Annotated in this window: 23 protein-coding genes; 19 read left to right on the forward strand and 4 right to left on the reverse strand. The window is 52.3% G+C overall.

Going from position 1 to position 25358, the window contains the following annotated elements; genetic code table 11:
- On the reverse strand, window positions 1-425 hold a 425-nt coding region (locus tag PKO01S_RS11675), incomplete at its 3' end, for an SRPBCC domain-containing protein (RefSeq protein ID WP_164779578.1).
- A gap of 56 nt (window positions 426-481) precedes the next feature.
- Window positions 482-784 (reverse strand): MazG nucleotide pyrophosphohydrolase domain-containing protein, encoded by a 303-nt coding sequence (locus PKO01S_RS11680; protein ID WP_218031477.1) that lies wholly within the window; start codon window positions 782-784, stop codon window positions 482-484.
- A 210-nt stretch (window positions 785-994) separates the two neighbouring features.
- On the opposite strand from PKO01S_RS11680, the gene PKO01S_RS11685 reads away from it, so the two are divergent.
- The 5 genes from PKO01S_RS11685 to PKO01S_RS11705 all read left to right on the forward strand — a co-directional run bounded on the left by PKO01S_RS11685 (window position 995) and on the right by PKO01S_RS11705 (window position 7700).
- Window positions 995-2590: a serine/threonine-protein kinase gene (locus PKO01S_RS11685; RefSeq protein WP_127531524.1), complete on the forward strand. Its 1596-nt coding sequence runs from the start codon at window positions 995-997 to the stop codon at window positions 2588-2590.
- A gap of 109 nt (window positions 2591-2699) precedes the next feature.
- Entirely contained in the window at window positions 2700-4253 is a 1554-nt protein-coding gene (locus PKO01S_RS11690) for an ABC-F family ATP-binding cassette domain-containing protein (RefSeq protein WP_127531525.1), read from the forward strand.
- Window positions 4254-4295: 42 nt separating this feature from the next.
- Window positions 4296-5579 (forward strand): chromate efflux transporter, encoded by a 1284-nt coding sequence (gene chrA / locus PKO01S_RS11695; RefSeq protein WP_127531526.1) that lies wholly within the window; start codon window positions 4296-4298, stop codon window positions 5577-5579.
- Between the two features lie 67 nt (window positions 5580-5646).
- Window positions 5647-6345, forward strand: coding sequence for a response regulator transcription factor (locus tag PKO01S_RS11700; RefSeq protein WP_127531527.1), 699 nt, complete (start codon window positions 5647-5649; stop codon window positions 6343-6345).
- On the forward strand, window positions 6342-7700 hold the full coding sequence (locus PKO01S_RS11705) for a HAMP domain-containing sensor histidine kinase (RefSeq protein WP_127531528.1): 1359 nt from the start codon (window positions 6342-6344) through the stop codon (window positions 7698-7700). The genes PKO01S_RS11700 and PKO01S_RS11705 overlap by 4 nt, the downstream gene beginning before the upstream one ends.
- A gap of 175 nt (window positions 7701-7875) precedes the next feature.
- On the opposite strand, the gene PKO01S_RS11710 is transcribed toward PKO01S_RS11705, so the two are convergent.
- Complete coding sequence (locus PKO01S_RS11710) at window positions 7876-8361, reverse strand: C40 family peptidase (protein ID WP_407669645.1); 486 nt, start codon at window positions 8359-8361, stop codon at window positions 7876-7878.
- A gap of 196 nt (window positions 8362-8557) precedes the next feature.
- Between PKO01S_RS11710 and PKO01S_RS11715 the strand changes: the two genes are divergently transcribed.
- From PKO01S_RS11715 to PKO01S_RS11725, 3 genes are all read left to right on the forward strand, one after another.
- Window positions 8558-9331: an MBL fold metallo-hydrolase gene (locus tag PKO01S_RS11715; protein ID WP_246070543.1), complete on the forward strand. Its 774-nt coding sequence runs from the start codon at window positions 8558-8560 to the stop codon at window positions 9329-9331.
- A gap of 75 nt (window positions 9332-9406) precedes the next feature.
- Window positions 9407-10252 (forward strand): trimeric intracellular cation channel family protein, encoded by an 846-nt coding sequence (locus PKO01S_RS11720; protein WP_307719829.1) that lies wholly within the window; start codon window positions 9407-9409, stop codon window positions 10250-10252.
- Complete coding sequence (locus PKO01S_RS11725; RefSeq protein ID WP_127531530.1) at window positions 10249-10734, forward strand: low molecular weight protein-tyrosine-phosphatase; 486 nt, start codon at window positions 10249-10251, stop codon at window positions 10732-10734. The genes PKO01S_RS11720 and PKO01S_RS11725 overlap by 4 nt, the downstream gene beginning before the upstream one ends.
- A gap of 563 nt (window positions 10735-11297) precedes the next feature.
- Here the strand turns inward: PKO01S_RS11725 and PKO01S_RS11730 are convergent.
- Window positions 11298-12029, reverse strand: a complete 732-nt coding sequence (locus tag PKO01S_RS11730; protein WP_127531531.1) for an alpha/beta hydrolase — start codon at window positions 12027-12029, stop codon at window positions 11298-11300.
- A gap of 294 nt (window positions 12030-12323) precedes the next feature.
- Here PKO01S_RS11730 and pdhA point away from each other — a divergent pair, with 294 nt between their 5' ends.
- The 11 genes from pdhA to PKO01S_RS11785 all read left to right on the forward strand — a co-directional run bounded on the left by pdhA (window position 12324) and on the right by PKO01S_RS11785 (window position 25223).
- Window positions 12324-13394, forward strand: a complete 1071-nt coding sequence (pdhA, locus tag PKO01S_RS11735) for a pyruvate dehydrogenase (acetyl-transferring) E1 component subunit alpha (RefSeq protein ID WP_407669647.1) — start codon at window positions 12324-12326, stop codon at window positions 13392-13394.
- A gap of 36 nt (window positions 13395-13430) precedes the next feature.
- A complete protein-coding gene (locus PKO01S_RS11740) occupies window positions 13431-14408 on the forward strand; it encodes an alpha-ketoacid dehydrogenase subunit beta (protein ID WP_127531533.1) in 978 nt (325 codons plus the stop codon).
- A gap of 51 nt (window positions 14409-14459) precedes the next feature.
- On the forward strand, window positions 14460-15773 hold the full coding sequence (locus tag PKO01S_RS11745) for a dihydrolipoamide acetyltransferase family protein (RefSeq protein WP_127531534.1): 1314 nt from the start codon (window positions 14460-14462) through the stop codon (window positions 15771-15773).
- Between the two features lie 4 nt (window positions 15774-15777).
- Complete coding sequence (lpdA, locus tag PKO01S_RS11750) at window positions 15778-17193, forward strand: dihydrolipoyl dehydrogenase (protein ID WP_127531535.1); 1416 nt, start codon at window positions 15778-15780, stop codon at window positions 17191-17193.
- Between the two features lie 119 nt (window positions 17194-17312).
- Entirely contained in the window at window positions 17313-17819 is a 507-nt protein-coding gene (locus PKO01S_RS11755; RefSeq protein WP_127531536.1) for an acyl-CoA thioesterase, read from the forward strand.
- Between the two features lie 99 nt (window positions 17820-17918).
- Window positions 17919-18875, forward strand: coding sequence for a thymidylate synthase (locus PKO01S_RS11760; RefSeq protein ID WP_127531537.1), 957 nt, complete (start codon window positions 17919-17921; stop codon window positions 18873-18875).
- Window positions 18876-18917: 42 nt separating this feature from the next.
- Entirely contained in the window at window positions 18918-19409 is a 492-nt protein-coding gene (locus PKO01S_RS11765; RefSeq protein ID WP_127531538.1) for a dihydrofolate reductase, read from the forward strand.
- 234 nt (window positions 19410-19643) lie between these two features.
- Window positions 19644-21131: a glutamate synthase subunit beta gene (locus PKO01S_RS11770; RefSeq protein WP_127531539.1), complete on the forward strand. Its 1488-nt coding sequence runs from the start codon at window positions 19644-19646 to the stop codon at window positions 21129-21131.
- 147 nt (window positions 21132-21278) lie between these two features.
- Complete coding sequence (locus PKO01S_RS11775; RefSeq protein WP_127531540.1) at window positions 21279-21599, forward strand: hypothetical protein; 321 nt, start codon at window positions 21279-21281, stop codon at window positions 21597-21599.
- A gap of 67 nt (window positions 21600-21666) precedes the next feature.
- On the forward strand, window positions 21667-22812 hold the full coding sequence (locus tag PKO01S_RS11780; RefSeq protein WP_127531541.1) for a lysozyme family protein: 1146 nt from the start codon (window positions 21667-21669) through the stop codon (window positions 22810-22812).
- A gap of 71 nt (window positions 22813-22883) precedes the next feature.
- Window positions 22884-25223 (forward strand): type IA DNA topoisomerase, encoded by a 2340-nt coding sequence (locus PKO01S_RS11785; protein ID WP_127531542.1) that lies wholly within the window; start codon window positions 22884-22886, stop codon window positions 25221-25223.
- Window positions 25224-25358: the final 135 nt, after the last annotated feature.

A 25358-nucleotide genomic window follows, 5' to 3' on the forward strand; every position in this document is an offset into this window, starting at 1 on the left:
GGGCCGCCGGTCAGCGTAATTCGTGTGCCGCCGTCGAAATCCTCAAACGTGACTTCATTGCGGACTTCGATCGGAAATTCGGATGAGAATGGCGGGCGTACTGCGTTGCCTTCTTCGTCAGAGAATGAATTAATGTAGACGATTCGGTTCGGCGCATCGATCTCCTCGTAGACGAAACGTCCCCATAGCGTGTACCCGTCGTTCGAGGACATGCTGTAATGAAACTTTCCGCCCGGACGAAAATCGAGCGTGGCTTGTCCCCAAGTCAATCCGACCGGCCCCCACCAATGTTGGAGATGCTCGATCTCGGAGCAAACTCTAAAAACAAGTTCTCTCGGCGCGTCGAAGGTACGAGTAATGATTAGCTTGCCGTCCTCTGTAATTGTCGTCGACTCATTCTTTTGAACATTTTGATCGTTGCTCATTCGAATTCCTCCATTTGTGTATTTAGATGACAGAAGTTGATTGTTGCATTTGCCCACTATTGTCCCCATTTCATTCTGTTCAGCTCGTCCTTCTGCTTGAACGCAAGTTCGAGATCGATTGCGTACACATTAGCAAGACTGATCGTGTAATAAAGGACGTCTGCAAGCTCCTCTTCGATCGTTCCTTTGATGCCTGACGAGTCTTGTCTGACATTCTTTCTCATGGCTTCCGCCAGTTCTCCAACTTCTTCAATCAACTTCAAGAAATATCCGTTAACGGCTTCCGGAATATAGTCTCTCCCTTTCACATAGGATTGAAGCTCCGCAAGTGTCAAAGGATAGATGGGCCGTTCAATCATTATCACATACGCCTCCGTCGTGGTATTAGTATTGTCGTAAGATAAGTTCGACTTGTCCATATCGGTTTCCTGTAATAAAATACCTATATCAAATAACAAATATGCAGCAAGCCAGACAGACAGGGAAAGCATCCCGGTACGCAGCGCATTCGCGCTTTGTGCCGGGATTTTTGCGTTATACACACAAGGGAAACGAAAGGGTGGCACGCATTGGAGCAAGAATATACGCAGTCAATCGGCTGGATGGAAGAAGAGCGAATGGTTGGCGGTCGGTACCGGATTGTCGGAGAGATCGGAAGAGGCGGCATGAGTACGGTGTACGCAGCAGAAGACATAAGGCTGCCAGGCAAGCTGCGTGCTGTGAAAGAACTGCGCCGGCCAGTGCCGGAATCGGAGCTGTCGGCGGAAGAAGCACGTCTTCTTATGCGATTGAATCATCCGAACTTGCCGCAAATCGTCGATTACATCCCTCCCAATTCGCACGGACTAGAGTACGTCGTAATGGATTATGTACATGGCGAAACGGTGGAGCAAAGACTACACCGGTGCGGCGGTTGCATGCGGTTCGAGGAGATCGCGTCTGTCGCTATTCAGCTGTGCGGAGCGCTCGCCTATTTGCATGACCAGTCGCCGCCGATCATTCACCGCGATCTGAAGCCGTCAAATATTATGATTGATGAGAGCGGCCACGTTCGGCTGATTGATTTTGGTATTGCGCGTTACTATAAGGCTGGCCAGCTGGAAGATACACTGCTGCTCGGCACGCCAGGATTTGCGGCGCCGGAGCAAATCCTGGGCACGCAGAGCGACGCTAGAACGGACATCTATGGTCTCGGCGCCGTCCTTTATTATCTGATAAGCGGAGGAGTTGGTTTCGATATGTTCCCAACCGGTCCTCCTGTCATACGGAACGAGGTGCCTGCGCCTTTCTTCTCTGCAGTTGCCCGAATGATACAAACCAATGCAGAATTGCGCTTTCAGACGATGCGGCAAACCGAAGAGGCTTTGGCTGCGGCCATTCCAGGCGGGCGGGGGGTGAATCGGCTCACGGACACTCGGGGCGGGGATAGCCGAATTCCTTCATTAACGGCGGTACTGTCCGTATCGGCGGGGGCAGGAGCGACATTTTTAACCATGACATTAGCACGTCTGCTTGCCCATGCTGGAACGCCGGTAACCGCCTGCGAGTTGACGGGACAATCGCTTGAATGGGCTGCATTGCTTGGGGTTATGACAGATGGCGATACACTCGGAAAGAACAGTTCGGCTGGCGGAGACGGCGGGTTCGTGCAACGGAAGGAGCAGTCAATCGAATGGTATTGTCAAATGGACGCCGGGCGGATGACGGAGCCGGGAGGGGAGGCAACGGTACGCCGTATCATAGAGCGGACGGTACAGTCGGGAAGAGCGGCTCTGCTCGATTTATCATCCCGATGGGACGATCGGCAAGGGATGTCGTGGCTCAGGCGGGCTTCGACAATCCTTGTGCTTGCAGATCCTTATCCGGCAAAATGGTCCGCACTCCGCCTCCAGAAGCTTCAAGTCGAGCTCGCAGCCGCGCGGGAAGAAGGAGCGGACGTATTGTGGATCGCAAACAAAGATACCTCGTTCAAGCATCGGCGCGAATGGCTGTCTCTATTCCCGGAGGAGCCTTCGGCAGTAGTGCCCCAAATCGATTATTCAGATTCACTCGATCTTATTTGGTCGGGACAATGGCCGACCGAGCGTGCAGCTTACCGGAAGCTGCTCGAACGGCCGCTAGTGCGGGTGCTTGCTGCGATTCGTGCGAAGCAGCCTAGAGCATAGCGTCATTTGGTTATCCACAATGAAGCTCTGTTATGGTACAATGATTCCGGCGCGATGATACAAAGTCCGCACTAATTCTACATTTGAATAAAGAAACGGAGTTCTATACATGAGTTTATTGACTGTCGAGAATTTGACGCACAATTTCGGTGACCGGACACTGTTCAAGGACGTGTCGTTCCGGCTGCTTGCCGGGGAGCATGTTGGTCTGGTCGGCGCGAACGGTACCGGCAAATCGACAATGATGAATATTTTGACCGGGTCGCTTCTCAAGGACAGCGGCCGCGTAGAATGGATGCCTAAGGTCCGCTACGGTTACTTGGATCAGCACACGAAGCTGGAAGCAGGCAAGACGATCCGCGACGTTCTTAAAGATGCTTATTTGCCATTGCTGCAACTGGAGCAAGAGCTCAACGATATTGCAGCGCAAATGGCGGACGCCGATCCGGATACACTGGAGCAACTGCTGGAGCGGATGGGTGAAATTCAAGAAGCGCTCGACATCGGCGACTTCTACATGCTGGACGTGAAAGTCGAGGAGATGGCGAACGGTCTCGGCCTGAACGCGATCGGCTTGGAACGTGATGTTACTGCGCTGAGCGGCGGCCAACGTACGAAGGTTCTGCTTGCCAAGCTTCTGCTGGAGAAACCGACGGTATTGCTGCTCGACGAGCCTACCAACTACTTGGACGAAGAGCATATTACGTGGTTGACCAACTATTTGAAAGACTATCCTTATGCGTTCATGCTGATCTCCCACGAAACGAGCTTCATGAACCAAGTCGTAGATATCGTTTATCATCTAGAGTTTGCGCGCTTGACGCGTTATGCCGGCAACTACGAGAAGTTCTTGCAACTTGCAGATATTAATAAAAACCAACATATTGACGCTTACGAGAAGCAGCAGGAGTTTATAAAGAAACAGGAGGACTTTATCCAACGGAACAAAGCGCGTTATTCCACGTCCGGCCGCGCGAAGAGCCGCGAGAAGCAGCTCGACCGCCTGGATCGAATCGATCGTCCGGAAGAAGCACAGAAGCCTACGTTTGGCTTTAAGGAAGCACGCACGAGCGGCAAGACGGTGTTCGAGGCCAAAGGGCTCGTTATCGGCTATGATCGTCCGCTGCTGCCGCAGATGGACGTCCTCATTGAGCGCGGCGATAAAGTTGCGATCGTCGGCTGCAACGGCGTCGGCAAATCGACACTGTTGAAGACGATTCTTGGCGTCATTGAACCGCTCGAAGGTAAAACATACCGCGGCGACTTCCTGCACCCTGCTTATTTCGCTCAAGAGGCAAAGGCGCCAACGCTGACTCCGCTTGATGATGTCTGGAATGAATTCTCGAGCTTGAACCAGCATGAAGTGCGCGCTGCACTTGCGCGCTGCGGTCTGAAGAATGAGCATATTACACGCGCTCTGAACCAATTGAGCGGCGGCGAGCAGGCTAAAGTGCGCCTATGCAAGCTGATGATGCGCGAAAGTAACTGGATTCTGTTCGACGAACCGACCAATCACTTGGATGTCATTGCGAAAGCCGAACTGAAGCGTGCGCTAACGGAATTCAAAGGTACGGTCATTCTTGTTTCCCACGAACCGGACTTCTATGAGGATTGGGTAACGAAAACGTGGGACGTCGAGCAATGGTCGATGCAAACGCAATAATATAACGGTCGAAGTGTAAAGTTGGCACAGGAGGCATAATAGATGCAAGGTGCTCCATTCGAGACGAGTAACCCGCAATCTCCGGTTCATCCATCAAGTGCCGCACCTGCACCAATCTCGAACCGGGTTCACGCATGGACCGTATTTACAGCTGCACTCAGGCTTGGATTGACATCCTTCGGTGGCCCCGTGGCGCATATCGGCTACTTCCGCGTGTATTATGTCGTTCGCAGGCAATGGCTGAGCGACAGCGAGTTCGCCGATTATACGGCGCTATGCCAGTTTCTCCCCGGTCCAAGCAGCAGTCAGTTAGGGATGGCGATCGGCCTGCGCAAGGCTGGACTGCTTGGAGCCCTTGCTGCTTGGCTGGGCTTTACACTTCCTTCTGCACTGCTTATGCTGCTGTTCGCATTCGGCGTCGGCGCTTCGGAAAGCTCGTTATCCGGCGTGCTGCATGGCCTTGAGCTTGCAGCTGTTGCGGTCGTCGCGCAAGCCATATTCAGCATGGGGCGATCGCTCGCGCCGGACCGGAACCGGTTCACAATGGCTGCTGCGACTGCCGCGTGCGCTTTGTTGTTCCCCGGCATCGGCGGTCAGCTTGCTCCGCTTGCAGTATGCGCCGTAATCGGCGTCGTGTGGTTCCGGACATCCTCTAGCGGGACTAAGCAAGATACGGCTTATGAAGAGCCGCCGGGATTGATGCGCCGGTTCGGCATGCGGATCGCAGCCGCTTCGCTTGTTCTTTTTGCGGCGCTGCTAGTGCTGCTGCCATGGTGGACAAGCCAGACGAATTCGCCAGCTGTCTCCATAGCCGATACCAGTTATCGGGCAGGAGCACTCGTATTCGGCGGCGGACACGTCGTCTTGCCTATGTTGGAGCAGGGGACCGTGCATGACGGACCGAATGGTCTGACGGCGGATCAATTTATGGCAGGCTATGCCGCTGCACAGGCGGTGCCGGGTCCTTTGTTTACTTTCGCTGCTTATATCGGCGCATCAATGGCTTCGGGCTTGAAGGCTGTAGGGCTGGCGGCAGTGGCGCTGGCGGCGATTTTTCTTCCTTCGTTGTTGCTTATTACGGGAGCATTCCCGCTGTGGAACCGTCTGCGCAATCATTCAGCCGCCCGCGGAGCGTTGACAGCAGTCAATGCAGCGGTAGTCGGCTTATTGCTGGCAGCATTTTATGATCCGGTATGGAAGACGGCGGTTCGAGAGCCTCTCGATTTTGTTGTGGCGTTAGGCGCTTTCGCCGCGCTCCAATGGTGGAACCGGCCGGCATGGCAAGTGGTGGCTGTCGCTGCGGCTGTAGGCGCATTATTATGGTAACGTAGTTGTAGTCGGTCGGACATGGAATAATCGAATAACCGAAGAGCAGAAAGCAGGTGAAACTTCATTGAACGAACGGATATTGGTTATCGAAGACGAAGAAGGTATTTCGCGCGTGCTTCAGCTGGAGCTGGAGCATGAGAGCTATACGGTCGGCGTCGCGGCAGACGGACGGACCGGACTTGAGATGGCGCAATCGGGCGAGTGGGATTTGGTGCTGCTTGATGTCATGCTGCCTGGCTTGAACGGCATTGAAGTGCTTCGCAGGCTGCGGCAAGGCGGCAATACGGTTCCTGTCATATTGTTGACGGCGAGAGATACGGTCCCTGATAAAGTGAGCGGCTTCGAGCATGGAGCAAGCGATTATGTGACGAAGCCTTTCGCCATGGAAGAACTGCTGGCGCGCGTACGCAACATTTTGCGTATCTTTGCCCAGCATACGAAAGAATCGGAAGGTTCGGACATCCTGAAAGTTGGCGATCTCACGATCGAGCTGCGGACACGCAAAGTATTCCGCAAGGAGCTGGCGGTTGATTTGACGCCGCGAGAGTTCGAACTGCTGGTCTATTTGGCTGAGCACAAGAATGAGGAAAAGTCGCGCGAAGATATTTTGTCCGAAGTATGGGGATACGATTTTATCGGCGAAACAAATCTAGTTGACGTCTACATCCGTTACTTGCGCCAGAAAGTGGACAAAGGGTTCCGCTATAAGCTCATACATACCGTCCGAGGGGTCGGTTATATGCTGAAGGAGCCGAATGGATGACGCTTCGTAAACGATATACGCTTTTTACGATTTTCTGGATTATCTTTATTTTGCTGCTGTTCAATATCTTCGTATATTTGTTCGTCATCAATATTACGACTCGAAGCGAGGAGCAGTCGCTAACCGATAAGGTGAAGCTGTTGCTTGAGAATGCTCACCCGCAGAATGCGGCGATCTACAACAACCCGAATTTGCTTAATGACTTTTATAATGTGAACGAGCTGATCCGGATCGTAGCTCCTTCGGGCGAAATATTGAATGAGGAAGGCTCCGACAAGGAGTTGATGGATCAGAAGGCAGTATACTACCAGACTCATGATTCCGGATTAATGACGATCGGCGGCAAAAGAGTGCTGTATATGCGCGTTCCGCTATACGACGGACCAGAGCAAGTGGCCAGTCTCGAGATCATGCGGAAGCTGAATTCGCTCGATACGTATTTGCAAATTTTAGTCGTGGCGCTGGCTGTAACGAGCGCGGGCGCGATTTTGTTCGCCATATTCGGCACTTATTGGTTCACCTCCAGGCTGACGTCGCCGATTCAGCAGATGGTATCGACGATGAGAGAGATTGATCGAAGCGGTAAGCTTCGCAAGATCGAATCGAAGCCGGAGGACGATTCCGCCGAGATGCAGCAGCTCGTACGGGCATTCAATCAAATGATTGCACGTCTAGACCGTACGTTTGCTCGTCAGAAACAGTTCGTGGCGGACGCCTCCCACGAGCTTAAGACGCCGCTAACGGTCATTAGCAGCTATGCGGGCATGCTCAAACGTTGGGGCCGGGATGATGCGGCTGTACGCGACGAAGCGATTGAAGCGATCGCGCGCGAGGTTGAGCGATTGCAGAATTTGACCAAGTCGATGCTGACGCTTGCCGATGCGGAGCAGGAGGACTGGCTGAACGTCGAGACGTTCGACCTTGTTCCGATCGTTGACGAGCTTGCAGAGATGATGCATGTGACGTTCGGCAGAACGATCCGGGTCAATGCAGCCAGCGGCAGCGTGAAGATGAAGGGCGACCGGGACAAAATCCGGCAACTCCTCGTCATTCTGATCGACAACGCGATCAAATACAGCAAAGATTCGATTGACGTAACGGTAAGCGCGGTTAAGCAATCCATCCGGCTGTATGTGACGGATAAAGGCATAGGCATTCCAGAGAATGAGATTCCTTACCTGTTCGAACGGTTCTACCGTGTCGATGGTGCCAGAAGCAGGGCGACGGGCGGTGTAGGCCTTGGATTATCAATCGCGAAGCGAATCGTCGATTTGCACGAAGGCCAGATCGAGGTCATTAGTAAACCGGAACATGGAACGACGATTATGCTTCAATTTCCGTTCAGAAGGGCGTAAGCGGAATAGGGAGTCGTTTGTTGCAGGATGAGGTAAGGCGAGTAGAGGGGCTCTGTTGCGGCGGGGCCTTTTTGCTTGTTGTTGTGAAATGTGGACACAAAAAGACGACGTCTTCATCCGGTATCGTCTTGGTGGATTGAATAATCGTCGTCATGTGGGTTCGTGCTGCTATTCGTTATTTGAGGACTCGGCGGGCAGTGACATAATTTTTGGACCAGTAGGCGGAGCCTAGGCTCGAGATTGTCACGCCGCTGCTGCTGGAAGCGTGCAAGATTTTGTTGTTGCCGGCGTAGATCGCAACATGCGATATTTTACTGGTGCCGGTCGTACTAAAGAAAACGAGATCGCCTTTGCTTAAGTCTGCTTTCTTTACTTTCGTTCCTTTGGCTGCCTGTTCAATCGAAGTACGCGGGATTTCAATTCCGCTCTCCTTGAATATGTATTGGGTGAACGAAGAACAATCGAATGCGGAAGTTAGTCCGCTAGGTGCTCCGAAGCGGTAAGGAACGCCCAAATACATCTCGCCAGTGGACAATAGCTGCTCGGATTCAGGCGTTGCAGCCTGAGCCTGGCCGGAGAATCCGAATGCAAGCGCCGTTAATCCGATGGTCGCGCTGAGCAGGATGCCGACAATACGTTTGAGCCATGGTTTCGTGTGCATGTTCATCAATCCCTCCGTAGCTTAAGTTCAGCAATTGTTGGGATAACTATAACATACGGCGAACCGCCTAACGTTTACCAAGAAAAGCGGAAAACACGGTATATCAGCAGTTTGAACGCCTTTATGAGATTTCGGTGAGAAAATTCTCATGGAGGTATGATAATAATGAGAGCGGTGGAAGGAGAGGCTCAGCGTAATGAAATTGACTTTTCGCGGTACCGGCGATTCTATGGGAGTCCCGCGTGTGTATTGCGATTGCGGCGTTTGTGAGGAAGCGAGGGAAAGCGGGACTAACCGGCGCTATCGCTCCGCGCTGCAGATCGAAGATGAGGAGCTTGGCCATACATGGATCGATTGCGGTCCTGACTGGGGCAAGCAGATGGAGGCGGCTGGAGTGCGGCTGCTCGACCGAATGCTGATTACGCATGCGCATTTCGATCATATTGGAGGCCTTGTGGAGTGGGCGGACGCCTGCCGCTGGACGGGAAGGCAAGGAGAAGCGTTCGCGCCAGCGGAGACGATTGGCGAGATTACAGCAAGATTCCCGTGGCTGCCAAGGCAGATCGCGTTCCAGTCATCGGACGACGGAATGACAATCGGAGGGTGGCATATTCGAACTTGGCGCGTGAATCACGGGAAGAATGGTTATGCGTACGCCTTCCGGTTCGATCATTCAGGGTCCGGCACAGCGTGGGCTTACTGCTCAGACGCCATTGCGCTGACCGAGGAGCAGTTGGAACCGCTTTACGGGCTCGACCTGTTAATCCTCGGCACCAGCTTTTACGAAGAGCCATATCCATTCGAGACGCGTTCGGTCTACGACGTTAAGGAAGCGCTCGTATTAATTGAAGAGCTGCGGCCAGGCCGTACGCTGTTCACACATATATCGCATGATATTGATCTGCGGAACAGTTATTCTCTGCCAGAAGGCGTAGACTTCGCGACCACGGGAATGACTGTTACGATATAGAGGTTTTGGTTATACGGAAGTAATGGAAATGCTGCGAAAATTGTCGTCTTGCGTGAATGTGCGGAGGCGATTACAATGATTGATGGACGATACCGGCGCCCATACGCCGGTCGAACAGAATCGGAGGCAATGAGAGAGCAAGTGGACATGGACATTTTCGGCGTGTTCAGTATTATCGGTACGATCGCCTTTGCAGTCAGCGGCGCGATTGTGGCTATGGAGGAAGAGTACGATATTTTGGGCGTATTCGTGCTTGGCCTTGTAACGGCATTTGGAGGCGGGGTTGTACGCAATCTATTGATCGGAATTCCGGTGTCGACGCTGTGGAACCAAAGCGATCTGTTCAAAATCGCAATGATCTCGATGATTATTGCATTCGTGATGCCAGTATCCTGGCTGAAGAAGTGGCGAAGAAGCGAAGCGTTCTTCGATGCGATCGGCTTGTCGGCATTCGCGATCCAAGGTGCTCTCTATGCGACACACATGAATCACCCGGTGAGCGCGGTGCTTGTAGCAGCTATGCTGACAGGCATCGGCGGTGGGATGATTCGCGACGTGCTCGCCGGCCGGAAGCCGCTCGTACTGCGGGACGAGATCTATGCCGTGTGGGCAATGGCTGCTGGCTTGTGCATTTATTACAAATGGTTCGAAACGACGTTTGAACTGCTGTTGTTGTTCGTCATCATTATTGTGATGCGCATGCTGTCTGTCTATTACAAGTGGAGCTTGCCAAAGCGTTCGCTCAAGCATGCATTCTCGCAGTCGGTATACGAGCGTGCTGATCATCATCCGGAACAGGTGAAGCAGGCTGAGGGCGTTCAAGCTCATGCGGTTCTGCCGGTTGAAACAGGCGCAACGTTCGCTGCGGCTGCAGGCGAGTCAGGCGGCGGTTCGGTCAAGAAAGGCTGGTGGCATCGATGACACAGGTATTATTCGTTTGTTTGGGCAATATTTGCAGATCGCCAATGGCAGAAGCGGTATTCCGCCGCAAAGTAGAGGAAGCGGGTCTGACGGAGTCCATTCAGATCGATTCGGCCGGTACAGGTGACTGGCACATCGGCAAGCCTCCTCACGAAGGCACGCGCAAGCTGTTGGATCAACGCGGTATTTCGTATGCAGGAATGCGTGCCCGGCAAGTAACCGGCGGCGATTTCTCGAATTTCGATTATATCGTGTGCATGGACAGCAGCAATGAACAGAATATGAACGACATACGGCGCTCGTTGTCTGAGCAGAACATAGGCGGGGCTCAAATGCTTAAGATGCTTGACCTCGTGCCGGAGGCAGGGATGAGCGACGTGCCTGACCCGTACTATACGGGCAACTTTGAAGAAGTGTACGAGCTCGTCTCGACAGGCTGCGACCGTCTTCTAGCGAAGATTCGTCAAGAACAACAGGTGTAAAAGGAAGGCAGGACCGATTTTCGGTCCTGCCTTTTTCGTTTCTGACATGTTTGACGCCGCAATGCCCCTTGCCCCTCGTAAATCTACTAATCTTGCTCGATGGATGAACGCTATCTCCCGTGAACGAACCATAGAAGCTCTAAAGTGTACCAAAAGAAGAGTTTGGAGTTCTAACGAATCGTGGAAGCGTTATTTAATCGATATGAACCGGATATTCCTCGATCAGGAGCAAATAGCGTCGCTGGAGTTCGTTAGAGCGCCGAAAGCGCTTATTTCGTACAAATAAGGCTTTCTCGATTCGTTACCCCGCTCACGTGACAACGGAAGCGAACACTTCGCAATTACTAGCTGCGAAGCAGCGTCCACTAACTATATCAAAAAATTAAGGCCAGACAGTCGCAAGTGAAATGCGGCTGTCCGGCCTTAACACAATGGAAAGGGTGGGAGGTGTATCTCCTGTAGGAGCGGAGCGTTCGCCTTTGAAATCGTGAAATCACATTGGGATAATTGTTCAGAAAATTCACGATTTCAACAGCGACCGAAAGGAGATACACCTTCTGCCCCTATCGGTCCAAGAAATAAGCAAGCGCCGCCGGTAAATCTTTTTGCCAGAAGCCCCAGGTGTGTTTGCCGTCGCGCTCCAGGTACGTTGTCTTCGCACCGCGTTCCTCGAACAGAATGCGTGCATTACGGTTGAGGGCGACAAAATCATAGATGCCGCGGTCGGTTTCATATGCGTTCTCTTGAAGGCCGACCGTCATGTAAATATCGAGCCAGGCTAAGTTGCTTGCTGAAGCAATCAGATTGCGCGAAGCCGGATAGTAGGCGCCGGATAGCGAGAGAACGCGAGTGAACAATTCCGGATGCTCGAGTGCGATATGGGTCGAGACCGTCCCGCCGAGCGAATCGCCTGCGAGCAGACGTTCTGACGGCTCGCGGCGGACAGGATATTTGTCTTCAATAAACGGAACAAGTTCCTCTGCAAAGAAACGGACGTAATTCGCGTACCGGCTGCCGTCTGGAGAATATTCGTCGGTACGCACGCTTTTATCAACGTCGACACCGACGATAATGAACGGCTCCACGCCTTCATCTAATATGAGTTGGTTAGCAATTGTCGCCACGCGTCCGAAGTTGAAGAAATCTTCACCGTCTTGGCAATATACAACTGGATAGCTTAATACTTCATTGTAGCCCGGCGGCAGAAAAACGCGAAGCTTGCGTTCGCCTTCCGGCAAATACCGACTGGAAACGGTCTCCTTATTCACTGTTCGCTTTAAATATTTGTCTTCCATCGAGTATGGCTCCTTTCGCCCTGCATGAGAACATCTGTTAGTGGGTAAACAATAGAGAGGAAGTGCGGCGCGCCGCAACGTTTTGCTGCTCTGTTGTACTATTCTGTATCACTAAAGTTGTTGTGCTGTTACATATACAATTTCTTTAAAAAACCGCCCGAAACATTAAAAATACGCGGTTTTTATGTTTTTTGCTTTGACCATTTTCTCAAAACAGGTTTATAATAATTCTATAACAGACGCATGCGATATTCAAATATTAATATGAGGTGAGCGTTTACGATGAGCAAAGTGGTGACTAAACAACCGTCTTACGAAGTTCAGTCCGAGCCTGTTCAACCGTTGTCCATTTTGTCGCCGGAAGGCGAAATCGTGGCACCGGATTTGGTTCCGAGTCTGTCCGACGAGCAGTTGAAAGAAATCATGTACCGGATGGTGTTCACCCGTACTTGGGATGAGCGCGCCGTCAACCTTGGACGTCAAGGCCGTCTCGGCTTCTACGCACCGGTATCCGGTCAAGAAGCTTCGATGGTTTGCAGTGAATATGCATTAGTTAAAGAAGATTTCGTTTGCCCTGGTTACCGCGATATGCCGCAGCTCGTATGGCACGGTCTTCCGCTGTACCAAGCATTCCTATACTCCCGCGGCCATCAGCATGGCGGTCAAATTCCGCAAGACGTTAACGTCTTGATGCCGCAAATCATCATCGGCGCACAAGTGCTTCATGCAATGGGCGTAGCGATGGCATTCAAGAAAAAAGGCGAGAAGCGCGTTGCGATCACGTACACAGGCGACGGCGGTTCGTCCGAAGGCGATTTCTACGAGGCGCTGAACTACGCTGGCGTGTTCAAGCTTCCGGTCATTTTCGTCGTTCAAAACAACGGCTACGCCATCACAACCCCGTATGCGAAGCAAACGGCGGCGCTGTCTGTTGCTCATAAAGCAGTAGCGGCAGGCATTAAAGGCGTTCAAGTCGACGGCATGGATCCGCTTGCTGTATATAAAGCAGTATCCGAAGCAGCAGAACGCGGCCGCAATGGCGAAGGCGCGACGCTGATCGAGCTGATTACGTACCGCTACCGTCCGCACTCGATGGCAGACGACACGACGAAATACCGTACGAAAGACGAAGAGAACGATTGGGCTCCGCGCGATCCGCTCGTACGCTTCGGCAAATACCTGGAAGCTAAAGGTCTCTGGTCGGAAGAAGACACGAACCGTGTCAAAGAAGAGGCGAAAGCTACAGTTAACGAGCACATCAAAAAGGCTGAGCAAACCGAGAAAATGACAGTTTCGGGTCTGATCGACACGATGTTCGAGAAAACGCCTCAGCATCTGGAAGAACAGAAAGCTGACTTTCAATAATAACGACTAAACTGCAGAAGGAGGATTCCATCGATCATGGCTCAAATGAATATGTTAGAAGCGTTGCGCGATGCGATGCGCGTTGAATTGAAGCAGGATCCTAACGTTCTTATTTTCGGTGAGGACGTTGGTAAGGTCGGCGGTGTATTCCGTGTAACGGAAGGGCTGCAAGAGGAATTCGGCGAGGAGCGCGTATTCGATACGCCGCTCGCCGAATCCGCAATCGCTGGTATGGCGGTCGGTATGGGCACGCAGGGCTTCCGCCCGATCGCTGAAATCCAGTTCGTCGGCTTCATCTACGAAGCACTGGACCAAATGTTCGTACAAGCTGCCCGCATGCGTTACCGTTCCGGCGGCCGTTACAACTCGCCAATCGTATTCCGTACGCCATTCGGCGGCGGCGTTAAAGCGGCTGAGCTGCATACGGACTCGCTCGAAGGTCTTGCAGTTCAAACGCCTGGTATCAAAGTTATCGTGCCTTCGAACCCTTACGATGCGAAGGGCCTGATGATTTCCGCGATCCGCGACAATGACCCAGTATTCTTCATGGAGCACTTGAACCTGTACCGTGCATTCCGCGACGAAGTTCCAGAAGGCGAATACACGATTGAGATCGGCAAAGCAAATGTCGTTCGCGAAGGTAAAGACGTGACGATCATTGCTTACGGCATGATGGTTCATACCGCGAAGAAGGCAGCTGAAGAGCTGGCTAAAGAAGGTATCGAAGCAGAAGTTATCGACCTTCGCACGCTGCTCCCGCTTGACATCGACACGCTCGTGAAGTCGATCCAGAAGACGAACCGTGCAATCATCGTACAAGAAGCGCAGAAGACGTCCGGCGTTGCTGCTGAAGTCATCGCGCAAATCAATGAGAAAGCCATTCTGCATCTCGAAGCACCAGTTCTTCGTGTTGCGGGTCCAGATACGGTCTATCCATTCGCACAGGTCGAAGATGCATGGCTTCCGTCGCCTGAGCGCGTCGTGAAAGCAGCTAAACAAGTATTGAACTTTTAATGCCCTATCAATCGGGTACGTTTATAGAGCACATGAGGGAGGAACATTCGGATGGCTAAATTCGAATATCGGTTCCCGGAGCTAGGCGAAGGTCTGCATGAGGGCGAAATCGTCAAAATGCACATCAAGCCAGGCGACGAGGTTAATGACGAGAGCATCTTGATGGAAGTACAGAATGACAAGGCAATCGTAGAAGTGCCTTGTCCGGTAGAAGGCAAAATACTTGAAGTGTTCGCGAAGGACGGTCAAGTATGCCATGTCGGCGAAGTCGTTGCGATTATCGACGTAACGGGTGAATTGCCGGAAGGCGCAACGGTTGCAGCGGACAGCGCACCAGCTCCTGCAGCTGAAGCGGCTGCTCCAGCAGCAGCGCCGGCACAAGCGGCAGCAGCAGTTCCTGCTCCACAAGCAAGCAGCGCGCTTGTACTTGCAACGCCAAGCGTACGCAAATATGCCCGTGAGCAAGGCGTAGACATTACGGCTGTAACGGGAAGCGGCAAGAACGGCAAAGTAACGCGCGACGATATCAACGCATTCAAATCCGGCGGCGCAGCAGCAGCACCTGCAGCGGCAGCAGCTGTGGTTGAAGCGGCAGCTCCTGCACAAGCGGCAGAAGAGCAAGCAGCTAAGCCAGCAGCACCTGCAGCAGCGGGAACGGCTCATCGTCCGGAAGAGCGCGTGCCGTTCAAAGGCATCCGCAAAGCAATCGCAAGTGCTATGTCGAAGTCGATGTACACGGCTCCACACGTTACGCTGATGGATGAAGTTGACGTAACTGAACTTGTTGCACTTCGCGCGAAGTACAAACCGTTCGCAGAGAAGAAGGGCGTTAAGCTCACTTACCTGCCGTTCATTGTGAAAGCATTGGTGGCAGCATGCCGCGAATTCCCGATCATGAACGCTACGCTGGACGAAGCGAATCAAGAAATCGTTCTGCGCAAATATTACAACATCGGTATCGCAACCGATACGGACAACGGCCTGATCGTTCCGGTTATCGAAGATGCTGACCGTAAAAATATTTACAAAGTTGCAAGCAGCATCAGCGATCTGGCTGTACGCGGCCGGGACGGTAAGCTTGCTCCGAACGAGATGAGAGGCAGCACGATTACGATTACGAACATCGGATCTGCCGGCGGCATGTTCTTCACGCCTGTCATTAACTTCCCAGAAGTGGCAATCCTCGGCACGGGCCGCATCTCCGAGAAAGCTGTTGTTAAGAACGGCGAAATCGTAGCTGCACCTGTCATGGCATTGTCGCTCAGCTTCGACCACCGTCTCATCGACGGCGCAACGGCTCAAAACTTCTTGAACTACATTAAACAGTTGTTGGCGCAGCCTGAACTGTTCATCATGGAGGTGTAACGTAATGGTAGTAGGAGACGCGTCTCTTGATATCGATACATTAGTCATTGGTGCTGGCCCAGGCGGTTACGTAGCCGCAATTCGTGCAGCACAACTCGGTCAATCCGTCCTTTGCGTAGATAAGGCAACGGTTGGCGGCGTATGCTTGAACGTTGGTTGTATTCCTTCCAAAGCACTGATCTCGGCAGCTCACCAATACGAAGCAGCTTCCCACGGCGAAGCGTTCGGCATTACGGTCAGCGACGTGAAAGTCGACTGGAGCAAAGTGCAAGAGTTCAAAAACGGCGTAACGAAAAAGCTGACGGGCGGCGTTGCATCGCTGCTCAAAGCGAACAAAGTTGAATATTTCAACGGTGAAGTGATGTTCATCAATGCGAACGAAGCACGCGTATTCAACGACCAAGAAGCGCCGCGCTACCGTTTCAAGAACTGCATCATCGCGACGGGCTCACGTCCGATCGAGCTGAAAGCATTCCCTTACAGCGGCCGCATTCTGTCCTCGACAGAAGCACTGTCGCTGCCTGAGATTCCGAAGAGCCTCGTCGTTATCGGCGGCGGCTACATCGGTATCGAGCTTGGCCAAATGTACAGCAAATTCGGCACGAAAGTGACGATCATCGAAGGCGCGGACGCAATCATGCCTGGCTTCGACAAAGATATGTCCAACATCGTGGCGAAGAAGCTCAAAACGAAAGACGTCAATATCGTAACGGGCGCTTCCGCAAAATCGGCTGAACAATCGGCTGACAGCGTAAAAGTAACGTACACAGTTGGCGACAAAGAAGAAGTCGTGGAAGCAGACTACCTGCTCGTAACGGTTGGCCGTCGTCCGAACACGGACGGTGAGCTTGGTCTTGACCTGATCGGCGTCGAAATGACGGACCGCGGTCTCGTGAAAGTCGACCACCAAGGCCGCACGAACATTCCGCACATCTTCGCAATCGGCGACATCGTTCCAGGCGCAGCACTTGCGCACAAAGCGATGTACGAAGGCCGCGTAGCAGCTGAAGCCATTTCGGGCCTGCCTAGCGTTGTCGATTACAAGTGCATCCCTGCCGTTGCATTCTCCGATCCAGAATGCGCAGCAGTCGGCTACACGGAGAAAGAAGCGAAAGAAAAAGGCCACAACGTGAAACTGGGCAAGTTCCCATTCGCAGCGAACGGCCGCGCTCTGTCGCTTAACGGTACGGAAGGCTTCGTGAAGATCGTATCCGATGCGGATAACGGCCTTGTGCTCGGTGCACAAATCGTCGGTATCGAAGCATCGAACATGATTGCTGAGATCGGCCTCGCGATTGAGATGGGCGCAACGCTCGAAGATATCGCACTGACGATCCATGCTCACCCTACGCTTGGCGAGATCGTTCTCGATGCGGCGGAAGTGGCGCTTGGCCACCCAATCCACGTTTTCGTGAAGTAATATATATGAAGAAGAGGTCTGCGGTGAATGTTGCCGCAGGCCTCTTTTTGATGGAAATCTACATATAATATAGTCATCGCATACAATCCAGCTGGCTAATAGGGAAAGGCGGCTTGAGAATGACTCATGAAACAGAACCTGCGAAAAGGTTGAAACGGGCTTCCGAATCCCGCGCCATCCTGACGGAAATCGTATTTCCTTCCGATACGAATCATCTTCAGACGATGTTCGGTGGAATCGTCATGGAATATATGGATAAGGTAGCCGCCATATCGGCTATGCGTCATTCCCGGACATCGGTTGTTACCGTGTCGACGGACAGCATTGATTTTGTGGCGCCGATTCGGGTAGGTGAAGCCATAATCGTCGAGTCGTTCGTCTCGTGGACACATCGAAGTTCAATTGAAGTGTTCGTGAAGGCGGTGACGGAAAATTTGAAGACTGGCATCCGCAATACAGCGGTCACCGCTTTCTTCGTGTTCGTTGCGCTTGGTGATGACGGCCGTCCAACACCTGTACCCGGTATATTACCTGAGACAGACGAGGAGCAGGAACTTCATATTACCGGCCTTGACCGCTATTTGCAGAGGCGGAAGAGGGTTGACGAGCGAAAAGGACAATCCTAAATCAAGATGTTCTCCGGTCTTCGTTGAAGCGGCTGATTATGATACAATTAAGCTATAATGTTCAAGACGATACCATGCAACGATCGGAGAATGATGCAGATGAGTCACAATGAAGAGCAATATTTGCAGCTGTTGCGGCATGTGCTGAACAACGGAACGCGCAAAGAAGACCGTACGGGGACGGGGACGATTTCGACGTTCGGTTACCAAATGCGGTTCGATCTTAATGACGGCTTTCCGATTCTGACGACGAAGAAAGTGCCTTTCCGTCATGTAAAGAGCGAGTTGCTCTGGTTTATGAAAGGCGATACGAATATCCGTTACTTGCTTCAGCATGATAATCATATATGGAACGAATGGGCATTCAAGCGCTGGGTAGAGAGCGATGCTTACGACGGCCCGGACATGACGAATTTCGGTCTTCGTTCGCAGACGGATGCAGAATTCGCTATTCAATATAAAGAGCAGATGGCACGTTACATTAAGCTTATGTTGGAAGATGACCATTTCGCTGCTCAATATGGGGAGCTTGGCGATGTATACGGCAAGCAGTGGCGCGCGTGGCAGACAACACAAGGCGAGACGATCGATCAATTGAAGGACGTCATTGCTATGATCAAGCGCAATCCCGATTCCCGCAGACTTATCGTATCCGCATGGAATCCGGAAGACGTGCCGACCATGGCACTTCCTCCTTGCCATACGATATTCCAGTTCTATGTGGCAGATGGGAAGCTGTCGTGCCAGTTGTATCAGCGGAGCGCGGATATTTTCCTCGGCATCCCGTTCAATATTGCATCCTATGCGTTGCTCACGCACTTGATTGCCCGCGAATGCGGACTAGAGGTTGGCGAGTTCGTGCATACTCTTGGCGATGCGCATATTTATATCAACCACCTGGACGCGATTGAAGAGCAGCTGACGCGCGAGCCTAAGGCGCTGCCGAAGCTTATTCTGAAGGGCGGCTGGGAGTCGGTCTTCGACGTCGAGGTGTCGGACATCGCACTGGAGGGCTATGATGCTCATCCGGCAATCAAAGCGCCTATCGCTGTCTAGCGCTTTGTGATCATTCAGTGAGACAGGAGAGAGGAGCCGACAATGACAATCAGCATGATTTGGGCAATGGACCGGGAGCGGGGCATCGGCATAGACAATAAAATTCCGTGGCGTCTTCCGGCCGACATGGCATTCTTCAAGGCGTATACGACGGGTAAGACCGTTGTAATGGGCCGCAAAACGTTCGAATCGTTCCCTAAGGCGCTGCCGAACCGCCGAAACGTCGTTCTGACACGTACCCCGGGGCTTGCGCTAGAAGGGGCGGAAACGGTCGGTTCGGTCGAAGAGGCGCTTAGCAAATATGGAGCAGCAGAAGAGGAATTGGTCATTATCGGCGGTGCGGAGATCTATGGTCAATTTCTCCCTTATGCAGACAAGCTGCTCATAACGGAGATTGAAGATACGTTTGCAGGCACCGATGCCTTTTTTCCAGCGTATGATGAAACGAAGTGGGCGCTAGCGGAAATGAGAGAGGGCGTGCGGGATGAGAAAAATCCGTACGTTTATCGCTTCCTTACCTATGAAAGACAGTAAATCACGAACATTGAATACAGCTGTCTGTACAACACTCAATGCGTAATAGTACAAATGATTGTACGGATAATCCATTTGTAGAGCCTGTATTATAATGATAATATTTTCCCTATCAACATTCATAACAGTCGTTCTTATGCAAAGATTGTTATTGAATAAACGTTCGATTCCCGCTATAGTTTATTTATTAGAATGGCTCTGAATCGGTACAATATTTACGGGGGAGTTGCGATCATGTCTACACCTACGGGATTTATGGAATATAAACGCGAACTGCCGGCAGATCGCGATCCAATTGAGCGGATTAAAGACTGGGAAGAATTCCATCTTCATATGAGCGACGAAGCGCTTCGCATGCAAGGCGCACGCTGTATGGACTGCGGTACGCCGTACTGCCATACGGGCATAGAGCTTGCAGGCAGCGTCTCTGGTTGCCCAGTCAATAACTTGATTCCGGAATGGAACAACTTAATCTACCGTGGTCTGTGGCGCGAGGCGCTGGACCGGCTTCATAAAACGAATAACTTCCCAGAGTTCACGGGACGCGTATGTCCTGCGCCATGCGAAGGTTCGTGTACGGTCGGTCTGATCGGACAATCCGTTACGATTAAGACGATCGAACAAGCGATCATCGACCGCGGCTTCGATGAAGGTTGGGTCGTTCCTCAACCGCCGAAGGAGCGCACGGGCAAACGCGTTGCTGTTGTCGGCTCTGGTCCTGCCGGACTTGCGGCGGCGGCTCAATTGAATAAAGCTGGCCATCTTGTAACGGTATACGAGCGCGCTGACCGAATCGGCGGCTTGTTGACGTACGGTATTCCGACGATGAAGCTCGACAAAGCGGTCGTACAACGCCGCGTTGATCTTCTTGAAGCGGAAGGCATTACGTTCGTGACGAACACGGAAATCGGCAAAGACATTCCAGCTCAGAAGCTCGTTGACGACTTCGATGCAGTAGTACTTTGCGGCGGCGCTACGAAGTCGCGCGACGTTTCGATGGAAGGCCGTGAACTGAAAGGCATTCATCAAGCGATGGATTACTTGAACGGCACGATCAAGAGCTATCTGGATTCCAACTTGGAAGACGGCAACTACATCTCGGCGAAAGACAAGGACGTTATCGTCATTGGCGGCGGCGACACAGGTACGGACTGCGTTGCGACGGCTCTGCGCCATGGCTGCCGTTCGGTTACGCAATTCGGTACGGTCGGCAAAGCTCCATTGGAGCGCGATGTCGTGAACAACCCTTGGCCTCAATTCCCGAACGTCTATACGCTGGATTACGCGCATGAAGAGGCGAAGGCGCTGTACGGCCAAGATCCTCGTGCATTCTCGGTACTGACGAAGAAGTTCGTCGGCGACGAGAACGGCAACCTGAAAGAGCTCCACACGGTTCAAATCGAGCGTACGGTTGATGAGACAGGACGCCGAATTTATACGGAAATTCCAGGCACGGAGAAAGTGTGGAAGGCGGATATCGTCTTGGTTGCCGTCGGATTCGAAGGTCCTGAGAACACGGTTATCAACGAGCTCGGTCTTGAGCAGGACCGCCGTTCGAACGTTAAAGCGCAGTATGGCAAATACGTTACGAACGTAGATAAAGTATTCGCTGCAGGCGATATGCGCCGCGGTCAAAGCCTTGTCGTATGGGCGATCAACGAAGGCCGTGAGGCTGCTCGTGAAGTGGATAAATATTTGATGGGTTCGTCGATGCTACCTTAATCGGATGATCCAGGCTTTCATAAAGCACAAACGTTCGTTTGGACGTTTGTGCTTTTTTATGTTTTCGACATCAATCCAATTGTGATAAGCTGTTATAGGACATGATAGGTGCTATGTAATGTGCACTGTGCGTAGGAGGCAGTAGTAATGATTCAATACGGTAATGATGATATAACGGAATTGAAATTTGTCGGATTTACGGCGCGGATGGAACGGCGCGATTCGCAATGGGTCGACATTGAACTTATTCCGCAGCTCTGGCCGGGAACGCCTGTACCGGCTGGGATACTAGACCTTTCGATCTACGTCGTAACGACATTAGGCGGGCAAATCGCTCAGATGGTTCCTTACGATGAGGGAACCGATTGCGAATTTCAGTTTACGGTGTCGGAAAAAGAGCAAATAACGGCCTACATAATGTCGGACGATATTCAGGTGCGCATTAGAAATCTCCCCTCCCCAACATGAGGAAAGATATGCTAAAATCGGAGTAATCGCTTTTCAGCCATGATCCGATCTTAGCGGAGGTAGGTCAATGCCCGCCAATAACGCCCTCATATTAACGCAGGCTGAAGTACGGAATATAAGACAATACGTCCAACATAAGTTTTCGGATTTGCCTCTCGACAAGCATGCCGACATTATCGCGGATGCGGTGAAGCGAATCGTCTTCAAACGGCTGCCTGAATTTCCGGACGCTATTCGGCAGCAGTTAACGTCCAGGCTCATCCGAACCGCTCTTGTTGAGCGTGCTGGCCCTGTCGGAACGGACGATATCGCAGAGGCATGCTTGTCGCTGGAACTGCAGGACGATGCTTTGTTCGAACCGTTTCACGCGTGGGTCGAACAGCAGTTGTACGGGACGGTGCATCCGGATGCGCTCCGTGAAGCGCTAAGCAGTGCCGGTCCTGTAACCGATACCGCGAACGGACAAGTTCAAAGGTGGTCATCGATAGCCGAACGATTGATGAAGTCGGCTGAACCGTTCGAGCCTTTACCGGAAGGACAAGCTATCGTTCTGCCTTTCATGAGACCGGAGCTGTTCGGCGAGAGTGGCGTTTCGTCCGATCAGTCTCCGGGGCATCCGACGGGACGATATCGAAGATGGGCGATATACGGAACGCTCAGCGCGGTACTGGTCGCAGCATCGCTTATGTATGGCTGGTCACTGGCTCGTCATTCAGCCGTTAAGCAGCCGGATGTGCCTGTCGTACAGGCCGTTTCGGTGCAGCCTAAGCTGAACTTGAATGAACTGCCGGCAATGCTGCAATACAAGGACGTGAACCGCGAAAGGCTCGTCCAGTATCTCGACTCGAAGGATTCCATGCTGTCGGAATCGGAGTATATGGAGCCGATCTTCGATGCGGCCAAGCAATTCGATATCGATCCGCTTCTGCTATTCGCTATTACCGGTCAGGAGCAAGCGTTCGTTCCTCGCAGCCATAAGAAGGCGGAGCAGATCATTAACAATCCGTTCAACGTGTTCCACAGCTGGCAGGAGTATAACACAACGATACGGAAGTCGGCGGAAGTCGCGGCAAGAACGATCGCGCGGTTAAGTAAAGACCGTCCGTCCGGAACCGATCCGTTCACCTGGATCAACCGTGAGTATGCGGAAGACCCGCATTGGGCGGACGGCGTTCGTTCGATCTGGAACGCAATAACCAAATACGTTCATTAATCAGAAGAACTGATTAAGGCTGCTGCGACGCAGCCTATTTTGCATGAGACGATTGGTGAAGGAGCGATTATTTGAAGACACTTATCATTGCGGAAAAACCGGATATGGGGCGTAACATTGCGGCCGCAATCGATCCGAAAGCGAAAAATTACCGTACGTATCTTGAAGGCGAACAGTATATTATTACATGGGCGATCGGTCACCTGATCGGTCTTGCTGAGCCTGATGCGTACGATGACAAATATAAGAAGTGGAATATAAATGATCTTCCAATTATTCCTGATTCGTTCAAGCTTGTCCCGAACCGGCGGACGATCGATCAACTAAAGGTCATTGCGGAGTTGGCGAAGCGCAGCGATATGCTGGTGAATTCATGCGATGCCGGGCGCGAGGGTCAGCATATTTTCTCCCTCATCCAACGGCACTTGAAGCTGAAACAGCCGGTCAAGCGGCTGTGGATATCCGATCTGACGCCTGAGACCATTCGCCGCGGGTTCGACGAACTGAAGGACGGCTCCGAATATGAGAATTTGACGAAAGCAGCGCGAGTGCGCAGCGAAGCAGATTGGCTGATCGGCATGAACGGTTCGCGCGCTTTTACGACAAAACATAACGTGCTGCTGTCCGTCGGGCGGGTGCAGACGCCGGTATTAGCACTTATCTATGACCGGCAGAAACAGATTGAAGCGTTCACGTCATTAAAATTTTTCGAGCTTGAAGGCCATTTCGCTCAATTGTCTATGTCGTATAAAGGAATGTGGCAGGGAGACCGATTGACCGACCGGGCGAAAGCGGATGCTCTCGCGGCGAAGGTGAAAGGCAAGCCTGCGCGTATAGCTTCGTATGAAGTGAAGGATACAAAGGAATATCCGAACAAGCTGTACGATCTGACGCTGCTGCAGCGTGAGGCGAACGGACGGTACGGTTTCTCTGCGAAGAAGACGCTTGATACAGCACAATCGCTGTACGAGAAGCATAAAGTGATTTCGTATCCGCGGACGAACTCTAACTATGTGAATGAACAGAACATTCCTGATATGCATAAGGCTCTGTCCGTGCTCCAAGGAACGGAATATGACGAGTTGGTCAGAGGTGCTAACCGCAATCTTGTGCATAAAGGAAACAAGTCGATATGCAATCCCGCTAAGGTTGAAGATCACCATGCGATATTGCCGACTCCGCGCAAAGCATCGGGGTTGAATCCCGACGAGAAGAAGCTGTACGATCTGATCGTCCGACGGTTCCTGTCGCAGTTCTATCCTCCCGCTGAATACAAGGTGCATACAGTGCTGACCGAGGTCGAGGGCGAAATGTTCAAGACGACCGTGAAGCAGCTGCTGGAGATCGGTTGGAAGACGATCTATGCCGGCATGCAGAAGGAGAAGGCGAAGCCAGCGAAAGGCAAGGAGAAGGAAGACGAGGAAGACGAAGAGATCGAAATGGACGAGCCTTTCTCGATCGAGCCGAATGCGCCGGTCACTTGCTCGGATGCGATTGTGAAAGAGAAGGACACGCAGCCGCCCAAGCATTATACGGAAGGTACGCTGCTGAAAGCGATGGAAAGCGCGGGCAAGCAGATCGAAGACGAAGAACTGCGCGATGCGATGAAGGATTCCGGGCTTGGAACGCCAGCGACACGTGCAGCGACGATCGAACGGTTGAAGCAGGTCGGCTATGTAGATATGCAGGGCAAGAAAATTATGATCACACTCAAAGGCCGCTCCGCCATCGAGCTCATTCGTGGAGCGGGCGTCGAATTGCTCACTTCGCCGGAGATGACCGGGCAATGGGAGCGAAGACTGAATGAGATTGCGCGCGGGTCAGCGTCCGATGAGCAGTTTATGGAACGAGTGAAGCAGTTCGCGTCCAAAATTGTCGATAAGGTTCGCCTGCAAGCACGTGCGGCGAGAACGTCATTCGAGAGTGAAGAGGATTCACGCTCCAGCGGCACCAAGGGGCGCAAAGGCGCGGGCTCGACCAAGTCGGGACGTGCAGCCAAGGCATCCGAAGCAGATTCGGCATCCGAGGAAGCGGGCAGTAAGAAGGCATCACGAAGCCGAGCGTCAAAGTCGAGCGAGGCGGCGGCCGGCAGCCAAAAGAGCGCTAGTGCCGGCCAGGAAGGTTCCGCCAGCACAGCTGCGCCTGGCGTTGTCGGTACCTGTCCGCGTGCGGGATGCGGCGGCACGATATTCATGGGGCGCAAAGGGTACGGTTGCTCTCATTTCCGTGAAGGCTGCAAATTCGTCATCTGGAAAGAAAGTTTTGGCCGCTCGTTAACGGATACGCAAGTAAAGGCGTTAATCGAGAAGGGGAAGACAGGCAAGCTTAAGCTGACGTCTCCGTACGGCGATCCTTTGGATGGGCGAATCGTGCTTGTCAACCGCGAAACCGGTGAGTTGTCAGTCGATTAATAACATAACAGATATTATGTAAAATATCGCCATTGTAAGGTAAGCAAAGGATACGGTTTCCGAACGTTGCGGACAACGAATAAGGCTTGCGGCACGTCCTGTTTCGGCAGACGGCTGCAAGCCTTATTTATTTAC

The organism is Paenibacillus kobensis NBRC 15729, assembly GCF_004000825.1.
GTDB classification, from domain to species: domain Bacteria; phylum Bacillota; class Bacilli; order Paenibacillales; family Paenibacillaceae; genus Paenibacillus_T; species Paenibacillus_T kobensis.